General features: G+C 62.0%; 20 protein-coding genes. 10 read left to right on the plus strand and 10 right to left on the minus strand.

What is annotated here, in order from left to right; translation table 11 throughout:
* Positions 1 to 44 precede the first annotated feature (44 nt).
* A complete protein-coding gene (locus C6558_RS29070; protein ID WP_025424648.1) occupies positions 45 to 809 on the minus strand; it encodes a class I SAM-dependent methyltransferase in 765 nt (254 codons plus the stop codon).
* Positions 810 to 991: 182 nt separating this feature from the next.
* Between C6558_RS29070 and gloB the strand changes: the two genes are divergently transcribed.
* Together gloB and C6558_RS29080 are read left to right on the plus strand one after the other, a co-directional pair.
* The gene (gene gloB, locus C6558_RS29075) at positions 992 to 1,762 is read left to right on the plus strand and encodes a hydroxyacylglutathione hydrolase (RefSeq protein ID WP_025424649.1); all 771 of its coding nucleotides are present in this window, start codon (positions 992 to 994) and stop codon (positions 1,760 to 1,762) included.
* Positions 1,762 to 2,205 carry a cupin domain-containing protein gene (locus C6558_RS29080; RefSeq protein ID WP_057217889.1) on the plus strand — a complete coding sequence of 148 codons (444 nt, stop codon included), beginning with the start codon at positions 1,762 to 1,764 and terminating at the stop codon, positions 2,203 to 2,205. Before gloB ends, C6558_RS29080 begins: the two co-directional genes overlap by 1 nt.
* Positions 2,206 to 2,248: 43 nt before the next feature.
* Here C6558_RS29080 and C6558_RS29085 read toward each other — a convergent pair whose 3' ends face one another.
* Positions 2,249 to 3,139, minus strand: a complete 891-nt coding sequence (locus C6558_RS29085) for a DMT family transporter (protein WP_025424651.1) — start codon at positions 3,137 to 3,139, stop codon at positions 2,249 to 2,251.
* A gap of 216 nt (positions 3,140 to 3,355) precedes the next feature.
* On the minus strand, positions 3,356 to 4,132 hold the full coding sequence (locus tag C6558_RS29090; RefSeq protein ID WP_025424652.1) for a DUF3108 domain-containing protein: 777 nt from the start codon (positions 4,130 to 4,132) through the stop codon (positions 3,356 to 3,358).
* Between the two features lie 389 nt (positions 4,133 to 4,521).
* Here C6558_RS29090 and rpmB point away from each other — a divergent pair, with 389 nt between their 5' ends.
* Positions 4,522 to 4,818 (plus strand): 50S ribosomal protein L28, encoded by a 297-nt coding sequence (gene rpmB, locus C6558_RS29095; protein WP_025424653.1) that lies wholly within the window; start codon positions 4,522 to 4,524, stop codon positions 4,816 to 4,818.
* 151 nt (positions 4,819 to 4,969) lie between these two features.
* Complete coding sequence (locus tag C6558_RS29100; RefSeq protein ID WP_025424654.1) at positions 4,970 to 5,608, plus strand: queuosine precursor transporter; 639 nt, start codon at positions 4,970 to 4,972, stop codon at positions 5,606 to 5,608.
* 148 nt (positions 5,609 to 5,756) lie between these two features.
* Here C6558_RS29100 and C6558_RS29105 read toward each other — a convergent pair whose 3' ends face one another.
* The 4 genes from C6558_RS29105 to C6558_RS29120 form a co-directional block, all read right to left on the minus strand.
* A complete protein-coding gene (locus tag C6558_RS29105) occupies positions 5,757 to 6,749 on the minus strand; it encodes an esterase-like activity of phytase family protein (RefSeq protein WP_025424655.1) in 993 nt (330 codons plus the stop codon).
* 110 nt (positions 6,750 to 6,859) lie between these two features.
* The gene (gene cobT / locus C6558_RS29110) at positions 6,860 to 8,755 is read right to left on the minus strand and encodes a cobaltochelatase subunit CobT (protein WP_025424656.1); all 1,896 of its coding nucleotides are present in this window, start codon (positions 8,753 to 8,755) and stop codon (positions 6,860 to 6,862) included.
* 103 nt (positions 8,756 to 8,858) lie between these two features.
* Positions 8,859 to 9,854: a cobaltochelatase subunit CobS gene (cobS, locus tag C6558_RS29115; protein WP_025424657.1), complete on the minus strand. Its 996-nt coding sequence runs from the start codon at positions 9,852 to 9,854 to the stop codon at positions 8,859 to 8,861.
* Positions 9,855 to 9,928: 74 nt separating this feature from the next.
* Entirely contained in the window at positions 9,929 to 10,564 is a 636-nt protein-coding gene (locus C6558_RS29120) for a J domain-containing protein (protein WP_025424658.1), read from the minus strand.
* Positions 10,565 to 10,707: 143 nt separating this feature from the next.
* On the opposite strand from C6558_RS29120, the gene C6558_RS29125 reads away from it, so the two are divergent.
* Positions 10,708 to 10,989, plus strand: coding sequence for a BolA family transcriptional regulator (locus C6558_RS29125; protein WP_025424659.1), 282 nt, complete (start codon positions 10,708 to 10,710; stop codon positions 10,987 to 10,989).
* 3 nt (positions 10,990 to 10,992) lie between these two features.
* Here C6558_RS29125 and C6558_RS29130 read toward each other — a convergent pair whose 3' ends face one another.
* From C6558_RS29130 to C6558_RS29140, 3 genes are read right to left on the minus strand one after another with little or no spacing between them, the layout of a single operon-like run.
* Entirely contained in the window at positions 10,993 to 12,300 is a 1,308-nt protein-coding gene (locus C6558_RS29130; protein ID WP_025424660.1) for an HlyC/CorC family transporter, read from the minus strand.
* A complete protein-coding gene (gene aroB, locus C6558_RS29135) occupies positions 12,297 to 13,430 on the minus strand; it encodes a 3-dehydroquinate synthase (protein ID WP_025424661.1) in 1,134 nt (377 codons plus the stop codon). Before aroB ends, C6558_RS29130 begins: the two co-directional genes overlap by 4 nt.
* On the minus strand, positions 13,423 to 14,013 hold the full coding sequence (locus tag C6558_RS29140; protein ID WP_025424662.1) for a shikimate kinase: 591 nt from the start codon (positions 14,011 to 14,013) through the stop codon (positions 13,423 to 13,425). Before C6558_RS29140 ends, aroB begins: the two co-directional genes overlap by 8 nt.
* A 241-nt stretch (positions 14,014 to 14,254) precedes the next feature.
* Here C6558_RS29140 and C6558_RS29145 point away from each other — a divergent pair, with 241 nt between their 5' ends.
* The 5 genes from C6558_RS29145 to C6558_RS29165 all read left to right on the plus strand — a co-directional run bounded on the left by C6558_RS29145 (position 14,255) and on the right by C6558_RS29165 (position 18,275).
* Positions 14,255 to 14,404 (plus strand): hypothetical protein, encoded by a 150-nt coding sequence (locus tag C6558_RS29145; RefSeq protein WP_025424663.1) that lies wholly within the window; start codon positions 14,255 to 14,257, stop codon positions 14,402 to 14,404.
* Positions 14,401 to 15,363: a site-specific tyrosine recombinase XerD gene (gene xerD, locus C6558_RS29150; protein WP_025424664.1), complete on the plus strand. Its 963-nt coding sequence runs from the start codon at positions 14,401 to 14,403 to the stop codon at positions 15,361 to 15,363. Before C6558_RS29145 ends, xerD begins: the two co-directional genes overlap by 4 nt.
* 64 nt (positions 15,364 to 15,427) lie before the next feature.
* Positions 15,428 to 16,381, plus strand: coding sequence for an acetyl-CoA carboxylase carboxyltransferase subunit alpha (locus tag C6558_RS29155; RefSeq protein ID WP_025424665.1), 954 nt, complete (start codon positions 15,428 to 15,430; stop codon positions 16,379 to 16,381).
* Positions 16,382 to 16,590: 209 nt separating this feature from the next.
* Complete coding sequence (locus tag C6558_RS29160; RefSeq protein ID WP_025424666.1) at positions 16,591 to 18,039, plus strand: murein L,D-transpeptidase family protein; 1,449 nt, start codon at positions 16,591 to 16,593, stop codon at positions 18,037 to 18,039.
* Positions 18,039 to 18,275: a sulfurtransferase TusA family protein gene (locus C6558_RS29165; RefSeq protein WP_025424667.1), complete on the plus strand. Its 237-nt coding sequence runs from the start codon at positions 18,039 to 18,041 to the stop codon at positions 18,273 to 18,275. Before C6558_RS29160 ends, C6558_RS29165 begins: the two co-directional genes overlap by 1 nt.
* Positions 18,276 to 18,412 lie beyond the last annotated feature (137 nt).

The raw sequence follows: 18,412 nt of genomic DNA on the forward strand, positions 1-18,412 counted from the left end.
CAATCGGCATTTGTCGAGGGTCGGCAAGCCCGGCAGAGTGGCGATCAAGGCTGGGCGCGCGGGCGCTCCCGGGTGCTCGGGATACCCTGTGGCGCCAGCACCGGCACGAACACGCGCCGCGACGCACGCGCGGCAACCGGCAGGCCCTGATAAAGCCGCTTCTGCGCCTCCACCACGATCACGCCCGAGAAGACCGGCCAGAGCGAGCGGCCAAGCCGCTCGAAGCCCCGGCGCAGGCGCAGGATCATCTTCAGCTTCGACGGCGGGAAGAACAGTGCCTCCGACGAGGCGCCGGGTGTGAAGTTCGTCTCGCGCAGAAGCGCCGTCAGCTGACCGCGCGAATAGGGCCGCCCCGAGCCGAACGGCGTATGCTCCATGCGCGCCCAGACACCACGACGATTGGGCACGACGATCACCAGCCGGCCGCCCGGCGCCAGCACCCGCCAGATCTCCTTCATCGTCTCGCGCGGGCTTTCGGCAAATTCCAGCGAATGCACCATCAAAACCCGGTCGATGGAAGAATCGGGCAGCGGCAATTCCTCGTCGAACACCAGCGCGGTCGACGACAACTCGGCAACCGGCCAGTTCACCGCCCCCTGCCCCGCCGGCATGAAAGCAAAGGTCCGCTCCGTGTCCTTCCGGAAACGCTCGAGATAGGGCACGGCATAGCCGAGCCCGACAAGCCGCTCCTCGGGCAGGCGCGCCCAGACCGAAGACAGCGCAATGGTGACGGACTGTTCGGCCATGCGGCCCAGTTCGGAGTGATAGAATTCTCGGAGGTCGACGATATCGGTGTGCATGCGCAACATGTTAGCCTTGAAGCGGTAGACTTCAAGGCAAGCCTCGCTACATTCGGCGGCAGTCACCACAGCACCGCATGCTCATAGAGCGTGCAAAGGGGCGCTGTAGCGTTAAACTCGCCGCATGATTTGTCCTTTGATCGACCGCGATCGAAGGCGCCTGCAGCAGAAGCCCGATCGGAAGACACGCCATGGCCGCGCTCGAACTTGACCTCTTTCTTTGCCGCACCGACAATTTCGGCGTGCTGCTGCACGATCCGGTAAGCGGCGCCACCGCCTCGATCGACGCGCCCGAGGAGCAGCCGATCCTGGAGGCCCTGGAGCGGCGTGGCTGGACGCTCACCCATATCCTCACCACCCATCACCACGGAGACCATGTCGCGGCCAACGTCGCGCTCAAGGATCGTTTCGGCGCCACCATCATCGGGCCGGCGGCAGAGGCGGCCAATATCCCCGGCATCGACAGGAGCGTGCGTCACGCTGAACGCTTCGATTTTGCCGGCCACCCGGTCGACGTCATCGAGACGCCCGGCCACACCGCCGGCCATATCTGTTTCCACCTTCCTGAGGATAAGCTGCTCTTTGCCGCCGACACCCTGTTTGCGCTCGGCTGCGGCCGCCTGTTCGAGGGAACGCCGGAAACGATGTGGCAGTCGCTCAGCCGACTTCTCGCCCTGCCCGACGACACTACTGTTTATTTCGGCCACGAATACACGCTGTCGAACGCCCATTTCGCCGTGACGATCGACCCGGACAATGATGCATTGAGGGAGCGTGCGGCCGAGATCGAAGAAACCCGCTGCGATGGCGGCTTTACGGCGCCGACGACCATCGGCCTCGAAAGGCGCACCAACCCGTTCCTGCGCGCCGCCGACCCGAAGATCCGCGCGCATCTCGGCATGGAAGGGGCGACCGATGCGGCTGTCTTTGCCGAAATCCGCAAGCGCAAGGATAATTTCTGATGACGGCCGATCAGGAACTGACGCCGGGCGCCATCATCGAGATCCTTGGGCTGACGCGCCACCCCGAAGGGGGCTGGTATGTGCAGACCTTCCGCGACGCCAACGGCGGGCCGCGCGGCCACTCGACGGCGATCTACTATCTGCTGGAGCGCGGCGAGCGCTCGCACTGGCATCGGGTACGTGACGCCGCCGAGGTCTGGCATCACTATGCTGGCGCGCCGCTGGAGCTCAGCATTGCCGCCGACAGCGAGCCTGCAACGGTTCTGCGCCTCGGCCCCGGCATTCTCGGCGGCGAGCGCCCACAGGGGCTCGTGCCGCCCAACTGGTGGCAATCCGCCGTCTCGCTCGGCGACTGGACGCTTGTCGGCTGCACGGTGGCGCCGGGCTTCGATTTCTCAGTCTTCGAGATGGCGGCCCCCGACTGGGCGCCGCCTGAGAAATAGAGCATTTTCAGGAAAAGTGTGAAGCGGTTTTCCGCCCGGAAGGTTACTCTGCCGGCTGCACCGCCGTGCGCGCCTTACGAAAGATCATGTCCTTGGCCGCCAGCACCGCGCCGCCCGTCACGAAAAGGCATGCGGCGGCGATACGCCATGACGGCTCGGCAAAACCGAACAGGATGAGGATCAGCGTCGACAGAACCGGTGCGGCGTAGCTGGCAACGCCGAGCAGCTGGATATTGCCGTTCTTGACGCCGAAGTCCCAGGCATAGAAGGCGGCACCGACCGGCAGCAGGCCGAGGCCCGCAACCGCCAGCCACTCGAACGTCGTTTCCGGCCAGACGGTCGTCTCGAGACCAAGATGGCAGACGAACGAGAGAAGCGATGTCGCCAGGCAGAAGCCGGTGACGACGTCGGTCGAGACCGCCTCGAAGCGGCGCGTCAGCAGCGAATAACCGGACCAGGTGAAGGCGCACAGCAGGGCTGCGCCGTACCCCATCAGATAGGCGTCGTCAAAGGCGATACCGTTGCGGGCGATGATCATGATCGTTCCCATCAGGCCGGCAAAAGCGCCGGCAACGTGGTACCAGCGCAGCCGCTCGCCCGGCAATAGGGCAGAGCCGACGACGATCAGCAGCGGCCAGAGATAGGCGATCAGACCGGCTTCGACAGCCGGCGCGTTGCGAAGTGCGGTAAAGTAGAGAAAGTGATAACCGAAAAGACCGGCGATGCCGGTGATCCAGACCTTCGCCGGCTGCTTCAACAGCGCCAGCCGCTCCGGCTTCAGCGCGAGAACGACGACCCCCGGAATGCTGCCGATGAGGAAACAGATGGCTGACAACTGGAACGGCGGCATCTTGCCGGATGCAGCGGTAAACAGCGCCAGGAGCGACCACATCAAAATGGCGGTTGCACCGATCAACGTTGCCTTGAATTTCATGTCTTATCCCCTCGTGCAGCCTCCAACTGCATAATTCCTTAGATCGGAATCGATTTAAGGAGAAAATTATGCAGCAAGCTTCAAGCGCTACAGCGCAGCACGTCACGTTTGACGCGCTGCGCTGTAGCGGAAACCGGCGCGGATAAAATCACGACTCGGCGCGAAATGTTAGTACTCGGCGTGAAATGTTAGTGATAATCTCCACCATTCGGTGGATCAACCGCCGAATCGCGTCGCGGAAACCGTCACGGGGCCAAGCTTGGTCGGGATGCGCACATAGACGGGCGCATAGACATCGACGACATCAGATTTGGCAAACCAGATTTCCATGGTCTGCAGCTGCCTGAGATATTCGACGTCTTCGCGCCCCTTCTTGTAGCCCGCCTTCGGAACAAAGCGGATGCCGCAGACGATCACCTCGCCTTCGAATCCCTTGGTCTTGAACGGCCTGGTCCCCCTCGCCGACAGCTTGATGTCGAGACGCGATTCGCCGTCGAAGATCGGAAGGGTATTGGGGCAGACGCGGGCATTACCGGGAATGATAAGGCCGGACAAGGGATCGAGCACGTTGCGCATGTCGCGCGAGGTCACCGGCACCCAGTTCTTCGGCAGCGGCGTGCGCTTCGGATTCATGCTGGCATGCACGACGTTGCCGTTGCTGTAGGTGACGCTGATCGCCCGGCCCTTCTTGCCGCTGCGATAGGACATCGAATATTCGTTTGCGCGCAGATAGTCGCGGCCGATGACGCCGGAAACACGGGTCTGCCCCGAAGTCCGGCTGAAAATGTCGACGAGGCCGGCCGAATGCAGCGTTCCTGATATCGTGTAGCGATTCTTTACAAGCGCCGTATGGAACGACGCTCTCGCGAGCGGCAAACCGGCAAGCGAGATGCTGTAATCCGTCTGATGTTCGATATCTGCAGCAAGCGATGCTGTGGAAAACATTGCCACTGACAACAGCGCTACCGCGCGAGAACCGATGCGCAACTTCATGCCCTGAGAGATCCATTACTCGAATGCCGTCGCCATGCCTTGGAATGCAGGTCGTTTACGGCTTTTCTACGCCTTTTCCGACAGATCCGGCGGCCGGAACGCTACCGCATCATGGACCTCTGCTGCATCCGCAGGACAACAGATAGCGCATCGTAAATCAGCTTGGAATGACTCGCGTGAAGCATTATTGTGGCCGCGATCGAGCTTGCCTGATGCAGAAACAGCCGGGAGAAACGGCGGTTTTCCGAGAATGCAAGAGGTTTGGCTTGACGGGCGGGCTGTCTCTGACTATAGAACCGCAACTTTCCAATAATGGCCAACAGGAACGCGGCCTGGGCTCTGGGCCCGCTACCGCATCGTCCGGCGGCGATAAAGAGAATAGGTGTACCATGTCCCGTAGTTGCGAATTGACCGGCAAGGGCGTCCAGTCGGGCAACAATGTCAGCCACGCCAACAACAAGACCAAGCGCAAGTTCCTTCCGAACCTGTGCAACGTCACGCTGATTTCCGATGCTCTCGGCCAGCGCTTCCGCCTGCGCGTTTCCGCAGCGGCTCTCCGCTCGGTTGAACACCGCGGTGGTCTTGACGCTTTCCTCGTGAAGGCCGACGAGAACGAGCTGAGCATGCGCGCTCGCCTGCTGCGCCGTCAGATCGTCAAGAAGAACGCTGAAGCCGCTGCCGCTTAATCAGCGCCAGCGTCTGTCTTCGACACGACTTTAAAAAGGCTTGCGGGTTTATCCGGCAAGCCTTTTTCTCGTGTTTAATTTGCAGATTTTCATCGGCCCGGCGTTCAAGCCTGGCTTCCGCTCAACTGGTGGCATCTCCCAGGATAAAAAAATGCTGATCAACCGCACGTTCTTCATCTATGTCGCGTTCATGACCTTGGTGGTCGTGGCCTCAAACTTCCTCGTTCAGTATCCGCTGCCGGGCTCGATCGCCGGCATGCAGCTCGGCGACCTCCTGACCTGGGGTGCCTTCAGCTATCCCTTCGCGTTCCTCGTCACCGACCTGACCAACCGCCATTTCGGCCCGCGCATTGCGCGTCGTGTCGTCGTTGTCGGCTTCCTCGTGGCGATCGTTCTGTCCTTCTTCGCAGCGACGCCGCGCATCGCCATCGCTTCCGGCTCCGCCTTCCTGTTCGGCCAGCTGCTTGATATCTCCGTGTTCAACAAGCTCCGCCGCCAGAGCTGGTGGCATGCGCCGCTGGCAGGCTCGCTGATCGGCTCGGCGCTCGACACGGCCATGTTCTTCTCCTTCGCCTTTGCGCCGTTCTTCGTGTTCTTTGGGCCGAATGACAGCTTTGCGCTGGAGACAGCACCGCTGCTCGGCATCCTTGCGACCGAGGCTCCGCGCTGGATCTCCTGGGCGCTCGGCGACCTGACGGTGAAGATCCTCTGCGGCATCATCATGCTTTTGCCCTACGGCGCGCTGATGAGCGTGATCAAGCCGATGCCATCAGGCAAGGCGACAGCCTGATACTACAGCGCCGCGCGTCTTATAGACGCGCAAAGGTCGCTGTAGCACTTTGAATTGCTGCATGTTTTGATCCTTAAATCGAATACGATTTCAGGAAACATGCAGCAGCAGAACAAGTGATTGATGACGGGGCCGAATGGCCCCGTTTTCATTTGATCAGGCGGAATTCCAGCATCAGATTGCGCTCGAGGATCGAGTGGTTGTCATCGGAGATGACGATGACGCGGACATCGCCACTGGCGCCAGCGACCACGTCGAGGCCCTCCATGTTGTCGATCTGATAGCCCATGTCGGCTTCGAGAATGACGTCGCCGTCGACCACGGCGCCAGGCCGAATGCTGGCTCCCGGAATGCGGCGGATGCGCATGCCGAGACCGGAGGCGAAGTTGAACCGACGTTCCAGCAGCAGAAGGTCGCCATCGGGCAGGAAAGCGCCGTCGGTAACGGCGTAGGGATCGGTACGGGTAACGGCAAAGGCGCCCTTCATCGGGCCATCGAGAATGCCTGCCAGAAGATTGTCCGCCTTGTCGACGCTGCGCTCGGACACGGTGACGGCAGCGCCGCCGAGCGGGCCATCCTTCGGCGAAATCGCCACGGTCTCAAGCCCGCCATTGTTGCGCAGCTCGGTTGTTGGAAATGGCAGCGGCATGCTGCCGACCGGCCCCGAAGTCGAGAAACCCGGATCCGGGTAGATATCGATGCGGTGGGCCTGCTCGTAGCTGACGATCACCTCGCCCTCGCGCAGTGCCAGACCTTCGGAATCCACCTTCCATTTCTCCAGCCCGACCGCGCCGCTCCTGTCCGCCATCGGTGTTGCCGTCAGGTCCGTGAGACCGGAAAGCCTGCCGTTCGCATCACGGATCACCGCCCCTTCGAGCCAATGCCCCGTATCCATGACGGCGACGAAGGAGGTGCCATCCGGCCGGAATCGGATCGCGGATACGGCGCCGAACAGCGCATTGGAAGACGTCATCTCCAGGCCGCCGATGAATTCCAGCTGACCGAACCGCGTCTGGTTGGAGCCGACCTTGAATGGGTCTATCTGCCGGCTGCGAATGGGCAGCGTCTCGCTGCCGCCGGCGGCCAAAGCCACGCCGGTCGAGGCCAACAGGGAAAGAACGAGGAGACCGCGGCCAAGCATCTGGGGGAGTTCCTTCGGGCGGGCAGAATAGGCGGGGAGGAGATGGCAACCGCGGCAGCGGCCTAGGGGATGAACGGGGCGACAGACGGTCGCCCCGGTTTCGCGAAAGATTAGCTAGCGCGGCGCATGCGCCCCGGACGGCGGCGCATGCTTTCGTCTTCGAACAGATCGGCGAGCTGCTCGGTCATCGCGCCGGCCAGTTCATCCGCATCGACGATGGTCACGGCGCGGCGATAATAGCGCGTTACGTCGTGACCGATGCCGATTGCCAAAAGCTCGACCGGCGAGCGCGTCTCGATCTGCTCGATCACGGCACGCAGGTGCCGTTCGAGATAGTTGCCCGGATTGACCGACAGCGTCGAGTCGTCGACCGGCGCGCCATCGGAAATCATCATCAGGATGCGGCGCTGCTCGCGCCGCGCCATCAGGCGCTCATGCGCCCAGATCAGCGCCTCGCCGTCGATGTTTTCCTTGAGCAAGCCCTCGCGCATCATCAGGCCGAGATTGCGGCGTGCACGCCGCCACGGCGCATCGGCCGACTTGTAGATGATATGGCGCAGATCGTTGAGGCGGCCCGGCGATTGTGGCTTGCCACCGGCCAGCCACTTCTCACGCGATTGCCCGCCCTTCCACGCCTTGGTGGTAAAGCCAAGGATCTCGACCTTGACGCCGCAGCGCTCCAGCGTGCGCGCAAGGATGTCGGCGCAGGTCGCGGCAACCGTGATCGGCCGGCCGCGCATGGAGCCGGAATTGTCGATCAGGAGGGTCACGACCGTATCGCGGAAATTGGTATCCTTCTCGCGCTTGAACGACAGCGGCTGCATCGGATCGATGACGATGCGCTGCAGGCGCGCAGTGTCGAGATAGCCCTCTTCCAGGTCGAACTCCCAAGAGCGGTTCTGCTGCGCCATCAGGCGGCGCTGTAGCCGGTTTGCAAGCCGCCCGACGGCACCTTGAAGGTGCGAGAGCTGCTTGTCGAGGAACGCGCGCAGCCGGTCGAGTTCCGCCTCGTCGCAGAGCTCTTCCGAGGCGATGGTCTCGTCGAACTCGCGGGTGAAGACGGTGTAGTCGACTTTCTCGTTGAAGTCGGCAAACGGCTGGTTCGGGCGCTTGACCTCGCCGGGCGTCTCGCTGTCCTCGTCACCCTCGTCCTGCAGGTCGTCGTCGGAGATCTCCGCGCCGTCCATCTCGCCTTCTTCCATCTGCTCTTCAGCAGCCTGGTTTTCGTCGGCAGGGGCCGCATCGTCGCCGGCTTCCTCGTCGCTGGCGTTTTCGTCCTGCTCCTGGCTGCGCGGCTGATCCTCGTCGGTCTCGCTTTCCTGCTCGTCCGGCTCGATGTCGTCGTCGCCGTATTTCTCGGCAACATCCATCGATGTCAGCATATCGCGCACGACGCGGGCGAAAGCCTGCTGGTCGTTGAGCGTCGACGACAGATTCTTGATGTCGCCGGCAGCCTTCTCCTCGATGAAGTCGCGCCAGAGATCGAGCACCTTACCGGCGGATGCCGGCGGCTTCTCGCCGGTCAGCTTCTCGCGCACCAGCAAAGCAACAGCCTCGCCGAGCGGTGCATCGGCCTGCTTGCTGATCGCGCCGAAATTGGCCTTGGAATATTTCTCTTCGAGCATCGAGCTCAGGTTCTTGGCAACGCCTTCCATGCGCAGCGAGCCGATCGCCTCGACACGAGCTTGCTCGACGGCATCGAAGATCACCCGCGCGTCGGCGCCCTGCGGCGACATCGTCGCGTGGACGCGTGCGTCATGACAGGCCTTGCGCAGCGCCATGCTGTCGCCGAGACCGCGCGTCACGGCAAGTTCCTGCCGCGTCGGCCGCTTGGAGATTTCGGGCAGACGGATGCGTTCGCCTGTTATGCCCGGTCGCTCGTTGGCAAAAGCCACCTCGACCTCGGCATCGCCCGCGATCGATCGGATGCAGCCGGAAAGCGCCCGCTTGAACGGTTCGGCTGCATTTTCGCGCGTGGTCGGCTTTGCCTTGGAGTTCGAGCTCACGACAGTTCCTTCTTCAGCCAGATGCGATGATGCCTGGTGGGGCATCATCGAGTTTGCCACAGGGTCACAAGTCCGCCTTTCCCGGGGAAAGACGGACGATGGATCAGGCGGTGGCTTCAAGCACGATGTTGGCAGCGCTTTCCTTCAGCTCGATGCCGAAAGCGCGCTGATAATGCTCGGCGACAAGCGCCCGCTCCAGCTCGTCGCACTTGTTGAGGAAGGTCACGCGGAAGGCAAAGGCGATATCGCCGAAGATATAGGCGTTCTCGGCCCAGGTGATGACCGTACGCGGGCTCATGACCGTCGACAGGTCGCCATTGATGAAGGCGGCGCGGGTAAGATCGGCAACGCGCACCATCTTCGATACCGTCTCGCGGCCCTTGTCGGCGGTAAAGCCCTTGACCTTGGCGGCGACGATATCGACTTCCTTGTCATGCGGCAGGTAGTTGAGCGTCGTCACGATCGACCAACGGTCCATCTGCGCCTGGTTGATCTGCTGCGTGCCATGGTAGAGGCCGGTGGTATCGCCGAGACCGACCGTGTTGGCGGTTGCAAACAGGCGGAATGCCGGGTGCGGACGAATGACGCGGCTCTGGTCGAGCAGCGTCAGGCGGCCGGAGGATTCCAGCACGCGCTGAATGACGAACATCACGTCCGGGCGGCCGGCATCGTATTCGTCGAAGACGAGCGCGACGTTGTGCTGGTAGGCCCAGGGAAGGATGCCGTCCTTGAACTCGGTGACCTGCAGGCCGTCCTTGACGACGATCGCGTCCTTGCCGACGAGGTCGATACGGCTGACATGGCTGTCGAGGTTGACGCGCACGCACGGCCAGTTGAGGCGCGCTGCGACCTGCTCGATGTGGGTGGACTTACCGGTTCCGTGATAACCCGAGACCATCACGCGTCGGTTATGGGCAAAGCCTGCGAGAATGGCGAGCGTGGTTTCGCGGTCGAAGAGGTAGTCCGGATCGAGATCCGGCACGTAGGCGTCGGCCTTCGAGTAGGCGGGAACGCGCAAATCCGTGTCAATGCCGAAAACGTCCCGAACCGAGACGGTTGTGTCGGGAAGGTTGGAAATGTCGAGGTCAATCTTGCTCATCATGTCTCCAGAGCGGCCACCGGACGGCACCCGCGCATTCGCCTGCAAAAGTGCTTCTGTAATAATCCGCGTTGTTAGCAGAAACCAGCCTGTTTTAACAATTGGTAGGCTTGAATTACTGCGCGAAAACGCTCCTCCGATCCCCTGTCCCCGCCATTGGCATCAGGGTGGTGTTTCTTGACCAGATCCTTGTAGGCCGCCTTGATATCGCTGGCTGTCGCCGAAGCGCTAAGGCCGAGCGTTTCATAGGCCTTGGCTTCGAGCGTCTTCAGCTTGCGCTGGCGCGGCTCAGGACGGCCGGCGCGCGCTTTTGCCTCACTGACGAACCCGAAGGGATCGCGCATGCGCGCCTGCGCCCCGGCAGAGCCCGAACGGGTCTGCGATTGGGTCGGACTATTCTTGGCATTCTTGTTGACGCCGACCGTCCAAGTCGGACGATGCCCGGTCACCGCTTCCTTCTGATAGCGCGCGACTTCGCTGTCGGACAGACCGGAGAAGTAGTTGTAGCCCTTGTTGTATTCCTTCACATGCTCGAAGCAGAACATGAAATACTGCCCCTCGGCGTTGCGGCCGACGGGTGCGCGATGAACGCCCTTCTTGTCGCAGCCGTCCCACTGACAGGTGGGGGCGGCCGGCTCTGCGCGCGGCTCGACCTTGCGCCGTGTCCGAATGCGATCGAAGTATTTTGAATCGAGTCTCATGGCGCTCATTATGGGGGTTGGCCGGGGCCACAACAAGAATTGACAAAGCGGAATGTTGCTGGCTTTGTGCGGGCATTTTGCGCCGCCTAGGCCGCGCTGCCGGACCCGACCAACATAAGGGCATCCAGCAACCAAGGAAATGGGACGGAAGAATGTCGCTGCGGGACACGATCGAACAGAAATTGACCGAAGCCTTCCACCCCGAACGGCTGGCCGTGATCAACGAGAGCCACCTGCATGCGGGTCATCAACCTGATTTCGACGGCGGCGGCGAAACCCACATGCGGGTCCGCATCGTTGCCGACGCCTTTGCCGGCATGAGCCGAGTGGCGCGCCATCGCGCCATCAACGACCTGTTGAAGCCCGAACTCGACGCCGGCCTGCACGCGCTGGCCGTCGAGCCTGCAGCCCCCGGTGAGCCGACGCGCTGGTAGGCATCAGCCGATCGGCGTCTGGTCCTCGGCCGGGCGGATCCTGAGTTTCGTGATCCGGTTCTTCACCCGCTTCATCACGATGAAGCGCTTGCCATGGAAGGTGAAGGCCTGGCGCTCCTCCGGGATGCTTTTCGACTCGTGGATCACCAAACCGGCGACCGTCGTCGCTTCCTCATCCGGCAGTGACCAGTCGAGCGCACGGTTGAGGTCACGGATCGGCACCGAGCCGTCGACCACGATGGACCCGTCTGCCTCCTGGCGAACACCCTGGATATCGAGATCGTGCTCGTCGGCGATATCACCGACGATCTCCTCCAGAATATCCTCCAGCGTCACCAGTCCCTGAACCTGACCGTATTCGTCGACGACGATAGCAAGATGCAGCTTGCGGCGCAGGAAGGCGTTGAGCTGGTCCTTGAGGTTGGTCGTGTCGGGGACGAACCAGGGTTTCTGCGCGATCTTGACGATGTCGAGGTTTTCCGGCTCGACATCCGGCTCGGCAAGCGCGCGCAGCAGATCTTTCGAATGCACCACCCCGATGATGTTGTCGGTGGAGCTCCGCCACAGCGGCAGGCGCGTGAACGGGCTCTGCAGGATATCGCGCACGCAGATTTCAGGCGGATCGTCGGCGTTGATCGCCCGCATATTGGTGCGGTGGATCATGATGTCGGAAATCTCGAGTTCCCCGAGATCGAGCACGCCGCCGAGCCGATCCCGGTCGGCCTTGATGACCGAGCCTTCGCGGTGCAGCAGGTCGACTGCGCCGCGCAGCTCGTCATGCGCCGAAAGCATCGACATGTCGGACGAAAGGTTGACGCCGAAGAGAAACAGGATGCGCCGCACGATGCCGTTGACAAGGCTCGACAGCGGCCCGGCCACGGCGACGAAGGGGCGAACCAGCGGCGCGACGGCAAGTGCAAAGCGATCCGGCGACGCAATCGCCCAACTCTTCGGCAGCACTTCGGAAAAAATTACCAACAGCACGGTCATGACGACCGTGGCGATCGCCACGCCCGAATTGCCGAGCAGGCCGATCAACAGGCTCGTCGTCAAGGACGAGGCGAGAATGTTGACGAGGTTGTTGCCGATCAAAAGCGCGCCGATCAGCCGATCGCGGCGCTCGATCAGGCGATTGACGATACCCGCCCGCTCGTCGCCATTGTTCTCAAGCGAATGCATGCGCGAGCGCGAAGCCGCAGTCAGAGCCGTTTCGGAGCCCGAAAAGAAAGCGGAAAACAATAGCAGGCAGAAGACCGCGGCAATCGACAGCCAGTATTCGCCGAGAAATGCCAGGAATGCTTCGCCGGTCATTGCGGGTGCTTTTCCCTCAGGAAGCTCAGGACCTCGGAGGCCGGCACATCGTCGGCGACGAAGGACTGGCCGATGCCCCGGGTCAGGATGAAGGTGAGCTTGCCGCCCTTGACCTTCTTGTCCTGGGCAATCGCGTCCATCAGCTTTTCAGCCGGCGGCAGGCTACCGGGGATTTCGGTCATGCGCGTCGGCAGGCCGACGGCTCTCAAGTGCGTTTCGACCCGGCTCGCATCATCGGCGCTCGCAAGGTTCATGCGCGTCGAGAATTGATGCGCCAGCACCATGCCGATCGCCACGCCCTCGCCATGCACCAGGCGGGCGCTGTCGTATTCGGTGGCGGCTTCCAGCGCGTGGCCGAAGGTGTGGCCGAGGTTGAGCAGTGCACGCAAACCGTTCTCGCGCTCGTCCGCCGCCACGACATCGGCCTTGGCCTGGCAGCTCACTGCGATTGCCTCGATGCGCGCAGCCCCGCCGGAAAACACCGCCTGCCAGTTTTTCTCCAGCCAGGCGAAGAAGTCCGGCTTGTCGATCAGCCCGTATTTCGCAACCTCGGCATAGCCGGCGCGGAATTCGCGCGGGCTCAGCGTGTCGAGCACATCCGTGTCGGCAAGCACCAGATCCGGCTGGTGGAAAACGCCGATCAGGTTCTTGCCGTGCGGCGAATTGATACCGGTCTTGCCGCCGACCGAGGAATCGACCTGCGCCAGCAGCGATGTCGGGATCTGGATGAAGCGCGAGCCGCGACGCACGATACCGGCCGCAAAGCCGGTCAGGTCGCCGATGACACCGCCGCCAAGCGCGATCACCGCGTCGTTGCGCTCGATCCGTGCACCGAGTATGGCTTCGCAGGCGGGAATGAGATGCTCGAAACTCTTGGTCTTTTCGCCCGCCGGCAACACCAGCGACACGGCTTCGATGTCTCTCTGCTTCAGGCTCGCCATCAGCGGTTCGAGATAGCGCGGACCGACGTTTTCGTCGGTGATGACGGCCACCTTGCGCCCCTTGAGGCGCGAGGCGATCTCGTTGCCGGCAGCAGCGATCAGCCCCGGACCGATCAGAATGTCATAGGAACGATCACCGAGATCGACGCGAACCTTGCGCTCGGCAGCAGGCATCACATGGCTATTCATCATTTGGCACTTTCCGGAAATCTATGACGGCGGTGAGAACGTCCTCCACCATCGTCTCCTTGCTCACATCGCGCGACATCACCGTCAGATCGGCTTCGGCGTAGATCGGGTAGCGGGCGCGCATCAGGTTTTCGAGCGTCTGCTTGGGGTTCTCGGTCTTCAACAGAGGACGTGTGTCGCGCTTGTTGACCCGCTCCCAGAGCACGTCCAATTCGGCATTGAGCCAGATCGTCAAGCCGCCGCGCTTGATCTGGCGGCGCGATCGCTCGTTGATATAGGCGCCGCCGCCGGTGGAAACGACACGGGGGCCGGTGCGCAGCAGGCGTTTCAACACACGTGCTTCCAGCGCCCGAAATTCGTCCTCGCCGTAGCGGGCAAAGAGATCGCTGATCGTCATGCGCGAGACGCGCTCGATCTCGTGGTCGGAATCGACGAAGGGAATGCCGAGCGCCTGCGCCGCCAACCGGCCGATCGCGGATTTTCCGGCGCCCATCAGGCCGATGAAAACGAGATTGCGTTTACCGAGCGCAAGCTTCGCCCGTTCGGCAAGCGTCGCGGAAACCGGTTCGATCACGTCGTTCATTGGACTTCTTATTCCCCATTCCCTTCCGGTATCGACAAATCGGGGTGGAGCGTCAAGCCGTCGCGCGCGTCCGTGCATGCTTCTTGAACTTGGCGAAAGGGGCGTTCATATAGATCGGGCATCTACCAAAGTGCGGCGCGTCCGGTCCAGCGCGCACACGGTTGCCCCAGCACATTCAACGGCTGCATGATTTTATCCTTAAATTCGTTCCGGTTTAAGGGATCCTGCGGAGGAAACTGAAATGCCCACCCTCTTCCGGTTCCTGTTCTTCTGCGGCGTCATCGCCGGGCTGATCTACGGCACGATGATCGCGCTCGTCACCTTCGTCGAGCCGGTCGAGCGCAACGTGACCGTGAAGATCCCATCCGAACGGGTCAACAAGACACAATGAGCGATCTTTCCGCGGCACACGTCGAGGCCTTCCTCGAAATGATGAGCGCCGAACGCGGCGCCGCCGTCAATACGCTGCAATCCTACGAGCGCGATCTGGAAGACGCCTTGTCCCACATGCGCGGCCGCGGAACGGGGCTGACGAGTGCGGCGACCGACGATCTCCGGCATTATCTCGCCCATCTGGCGGGCCAAGGCTTCAAGCCGTCCTCGCAGGCGCGCAGGCTGTCGGCGCTCAGGCAGTTCTACAAATTCCTCTATGCAGAAGGCCTGCGCACCGACGACCCGACAGGCATACTCGATGCGCCCAAAAAGGGTAGAAGCCTGCCGAAGACGCTGAGCATCGACGACGTGTCACGACTGATCGGCCGGGCCGAGACCGAAGCCGAGGCGACGGCAGGCGGACCGGAGCGGCTTTCCAAGCTGCGCATGCACGCTTTGATGGAGCTTCTTTATGCCACCGGCATGCGTGTCAGCGAACTGGTGTCGCTGCCCGCAAGCGTGCTCGCCCAGAACGGGCGCTTTCTCGTCGTCCGTGGCAAGGGCAACAAGGAGCGGCTGGTGCCGCTCTCCCAGGCCGCGATCCGCGCGATGCGTCTTTATGGGGCAGCCCTCGAAGAAGAAACGGCAAAAGCCGACAGGGGCGAGCGCGAAAGCCCGTGGCTGTTTCCGTCAACGGCAAAGGCAGGTTTTCTCCCCCGCCAGGTCTTTGCCCGCGACCTGAAATCACTGGCGGCGCGTGCCGGCATCCGCGTGGCGACGATCTCGCCGCATGTGCTGCGTCATGCCTTCGCCAGCCACCTGCTTGCCAACGGCGCCGACCTTCGTGCCGTCCAGGAACTGTTGGGTCACTCGGACATTTCGACGACACAAATCTATACACATGTTCTGGAAGAACGGCTGCACGACCTCGTGCAAAACCATCACCCTCTTGCCAAACAGGCGAAAAAACAGGATTAGGACCGCCGGGCAGGCTGGTTTCGGCCGGCAGATCCTTGTGGCAAAACGATCGGAAACGCATCTCATGCACAACTATCTCGATTTCGAAAAACCTATCTCCGACCTCGAAGGCAAGATTCTCGAACTGAAGAAGCTCGCTGGCGAAGACGAGAGTGTGAACACTTCGGATGAGGTCGAACGGCTCGAGACACGGGTCCGCGATGCGATGGCCGAGATCTATTCGAAGCTGACGCCGTGGCAGAAGACCCAGGTCGCCCGCCACCCCTCGCGTCCGCATTTCCTCGATTACGCCTCGGAACTGTTCACCGAGTTCACGTCGCTTGCCGGCGACCGCAACTATGGCAATGACGAGGCCATCCAGGCCGGGCTTGCGCGTTTTCGCGGCATGCCTGTCGCCGTCCTCGGTCAGGAAAAAGGCAGCGATACCAAGTCGCGCATCAAGCACAACTTCGGCAGCCCGCGCCCTGAAGGCTACCGCAAGGCGATCCGGGTCATGGAAATGGCCGACCGCTTCGGCCTGCCGCTGATCACGCTGATCGACACCGCCGGTGCCTATCCCGGCGTCGGCGCGGAAGAACGCGGCCAGGCGGAAGCCATCGCCCGCTCGACGGAAATGTGCCTGAACGTGCGCGTGCCGATCGTCACCGTCGTCATCGGCGAAGGCGGCTCCGGCGGCGCAATCGCGATCGCCACCGGCAACCGCGTCTATATGCTCGAGCATGCGATCTACAGCGTCATCTCGCCGGAAGGCGCAGCCTCGATCCTCTGGCGCGATTCGACCCGCGCCAAGGAAGCCGCCAGCAACATGAAGATCACCTCAGAGGACCTGAAGGCGCTCGGCGTGATCGACGGCATCATTCCCGAGCCTGTCGGTGGCGCGCACCGCGATCCGCAATCGGTGATCGCCCGCACCGGAACGGTGATTGCCGACGCTCTGAAGGAATTGTCCGGACGCAACGGCGACGAATTGCGCACCGATCGCCGACAGAAGTACCTGAATATCGGCCGGAACCTCTGATCCGACGCGATTGTTCGCCGAAAATTCGCAACCACAAATCGGACTGTGGCCAAATCTTGGCCATATTCGTACGGTCATGAACAACGGCGTGCGCAGCGTGCCCTGCAGGGTTAAGAATTCGTGAAGTATAATGGCTTACTGATTCCCTAAGGGCCCTTCTGCGAACGCGGCTCTCACTGACGAATTTTGGTTTGAACGGGCTTTCGCCGATGCGCTTGAGAAACCTTGTAGCCACCGCCGCTGTCGCCGCGCTGCTTGCCGGCTGCACCAACGATGCCCTGGATACGGCGACGGTCGATCTTTCGACTGTCAAGAACAAGACCGAATATCAGCTCTCGAGCAAGATGAGCGCCAAGATGAGCGAGCTCGGGATGCAGAAGACATCCCCGATCGCGCTGCGCATCTTCAAGGAAGAAGGCACGCTCGAAGTCTGGAAGGCCAACACGTCCAACCGCTTCCAGCTCTTGAAGAGCTACAAGATTTGCGCCTGGTCGGGCAAACTTGGTCCGAAGGTGAAAGAAGGCGACCGTCAGGCGCCGGAGGGCTTCTATCCGCTGTTCCCGCAGCAGCTGAATCCCAACTCGAAATACTATCTGGCGATCAACACCGGCTACCCCAACACCTATGACCGCGCCAACGGCCGTCAGGGTACGCATCTGATGATCCACGGCGCCTGTTCGTCATCCGGCTGCTACTCGATGACCGACGAGCAGATGATCGAGATTTTCGCCATGGCGCGCGACGCCTTCAAGGGCGGACAGCAGAGCGTCCAGCTGCAGGCATTTCCTTTCCGCATGACCGCCGAGAACATGGCGCGTCATCGCAACAATCCCAACATCGATTTCTGGAACATGTTGAAGGTCGGCTACGATCAGTTCGAAGTCACCAAGCGTCCTCCGGAAATCAATGTCTGCGAGAAGAAATACGTCTTCAACCAGCAGGGCAGCGCCGCCTTCAACCCGGGCGGCACGTGCCCGGCGATGTCGACCCCACCTGCCTTGCAGATGGCCATGTCGACTTTCGAAAAGGGCTATAAGCTCGACTACGACAAGGCCATGAAGAAGTATGACGGCATGGTCTGGTATGAGCCGAGCGAGGCCGAGCGCAAGGCGATCGTCGCCAAGCAGCGCACCGGCCGCGAGCTTGCCTACGCGCCGACCGGCAATTCGATCGATGCCGGCAAGCTGATGAAGGCAAGCGACCTCGAAAAGAAGCTAGCCGCGCAGAAGGAAGCCGAAGAAACCAAGCTGGCTGTCGAGATCCAGAAGAAGGAACTGGAAAAGGCGACACAGGGTGGCACCCATGTGCCGGTTCCGGCCGCCAACCCGATCCCCCAGCCCGTGCTGCAGGCAGCCGTCGAGCAGCCGGCCAAGAAATCCTTCTGGAGCCTGTTCTCCAGGAGCGAACCCGCAGAACAGGCACCGGCACCCGTCGCCGAAGCTCCGGAGCAACAGGCTGCCGTTCAGCCGCAGACACAACCGGCAGGCACAGCGGCAAAGCAGACACGGTCGGCTGGAGCCCAGCAAAAGGTTCAGCCCGAGACGACCGCCGTGGCATCGGCAAATGCCGAAGGCGCCGTCGAGCCTGCAGCCGAAGCGCCTGTTGCCGTGGAGCAGCCACCGAAGAAGCGGCCGTTCTGGAAGATCTGGGGCAATTGATGCCTGGCGAAGAGAAGACGATTTACGACCTCAGGGGGCTTAAGTGCCCCCTTCCCGTTTTGAAGGCGCGCAAACGCATCGCCTCCATGGCTGCAGGCGCGCTGCTCGAGATCGAGACGACCGATCCGATGGCGGTGATCGATATCCCGCATTTCTGCCGGGAAGACGGCCACAGCCTCGAAGCGGCCTCGCCGGCCGACGGCGGTTATCGCTTTCTGATCCGCAAGGGCGCTTGAAGCCAAACAGCAGCGTCCTTGGTCTTGAACCGTCCGCACCGCGTCCCTTGTGTAATGCGTTCGCGACTGATGCGACGCATGCGCCCGTGGGTCGGGTTTCCTTGACGAAAGGCGTGGCCGTGTTGATAGGGCAATCG

It is taken from the genome of Ensifer sp. NM-2, from assembly GCF_003024455.1.
Taxonomy (GTDB): domain Bacteria; phylum Pseudomonadota; class Alphaproteobacteria; order Rhizobiales; family Rhizobiaceae; genus Ensifer; species Ensifer canadensis.

What these genes read in the sequence shown, in the direction of transcription:
- C6558_RS29070 (WP_025424648.1), bottom strand. Translation starts at nt 809, where the DNA reads ATGTTGCGCATGCACACCGATATCGTCGACCTCCGAGAATTCTATCAC.
- gloB (WP_025424649.1), top strand. Translation starts at nt 992, where the DNA reads ATGGCCGCGCTCGAACTTGACCTCTTTCTTTGCCGCACCGACAATTTC.
- C6558_RS29080 (WP_057217889.1), top strand. Translation starts at nt 1,762, where the DNA reads ATGACGGCCGATCAGGAACTGACGCCGGGCGCCATCATCGAGATCCTT.
- C6558_RS29085 (WP_025424651.1), bottom strand. Translation starts at nt 3,139, where the DNA reads ATGAAATTCAAGGCAACGTTGATCGGTGCAACCGCCATTTTGATGTGG.
- C6558_RS29090 (WP_025424652.1), bottom strand. Translation starts at nt 4,132, where the DNA reads ATGAAGTTGCGCATCGGTTCTCGCGCGGTAGCGCTGTTGTCAGTGGCA.
- rpmB (WP_025424653.1), top strand. Translation starts at nt 4,522, where the DNA reads ATGTCCCGTAGTTGCGAATTGACCGGCAAGGGCGTCCAGTCGGGCAAC.
- C6558_RS29100 (WP_025424654.1), top strand. Translation starts at nt 4,970, where the DNA reads ATGCTGATCAACCGCACGTTCTTCATCTATGTCGCGTTCATGACCTTG.
- C6558_RS29105 (WP_025424655.1), bottom strand. Translation starts at nt 6,749, where the DNA reads ATGCTTGGCCGCGGTCTCCTCGTTCTTTCCCTGTTGGCCTCGACCGGC.
- cobS (WP_025424657.1), bottom strand. Translation starts at nt 9,854, where the DNA reads ATGAGCAAGATTGACCTCGACATTTCCAACCTTCCCGACACAACCGTC.
- C6558_RS29120 (WP_025424658.1), bottom strand. Translation starts at nt 10,564, where the DNA reads ATGAGCGCCATGAGACTCGATTCAAAATACTTCGATCGCATTCGGACA.
- C6558_RS29125 (WP_025424659.1), top strand. Translation starts at nt 10,708, where the DNA reads ATGTCGCTGCGGGACACGATCGAACAGAAATTGACCGAAGCCTTCCAC.
- C6558_RS29130 (WP_025424660.1), bottom strand. Translation starts at nt 12,300, where the DNA reads ATGACCGGCGAAGCATTCCTGGCATTTCTCGGCGAATACTGGCTGTCG.
- aroB (WP_025424661.1), bottom strand. Translation starts at nt 13,430, where the DNA reads ATGAATAGCCATGTGATGCCTGCTGCCGAGCGCAAGGTTCGCGTCGAT.
- C6558_RS29140 (WP_025424662.1), bottom strand. Translation starts at nt 14,013, where the DNA reads ATGAACGACGTGATCGAACCGGTTTCCGCGACGCTTGCCGAACGGGCG.
- C6558_RS29145 (WP_025424663.1), top strand. Translation starts at nt 14,255, where the DNA reads ATGCCCACCCTCTTCCGGTTCCTGTTCTTCTGCGGCGTCATCGCCGGG.
- xerD (WP_025424664.1), top strand. Translation starts at nt 14,401, where the DNA reads ATGAGCGATCTTTCCGCGGCACACGTCGAGGCCTTCCTCGAAATGATG.
- C6558_RS29155 (WP_025424665.1), top strand. Translation starts at nt 15,428, where the DNA reads ATGCACAACTATCTCGATTTCGAAAAACCTATCTCCGACCTCGAAGGC.
- C6558_RS29160 (WP_025424666.1), top strand. Translation starts at nt 16,591, where the DNA reads ATGCGCTTGAGAAACCTTGTAGCCACCGCCGCTGTCGCCGCGCTGCTT.
- C6558_RS29165 (WP_025424667.1), top strand. Translation starts at nt 18,039, where the DNA reads ATGCCTGGCGAAGAGAAGACGATTTACGACCTCAGGGGGCTTAAGTGC.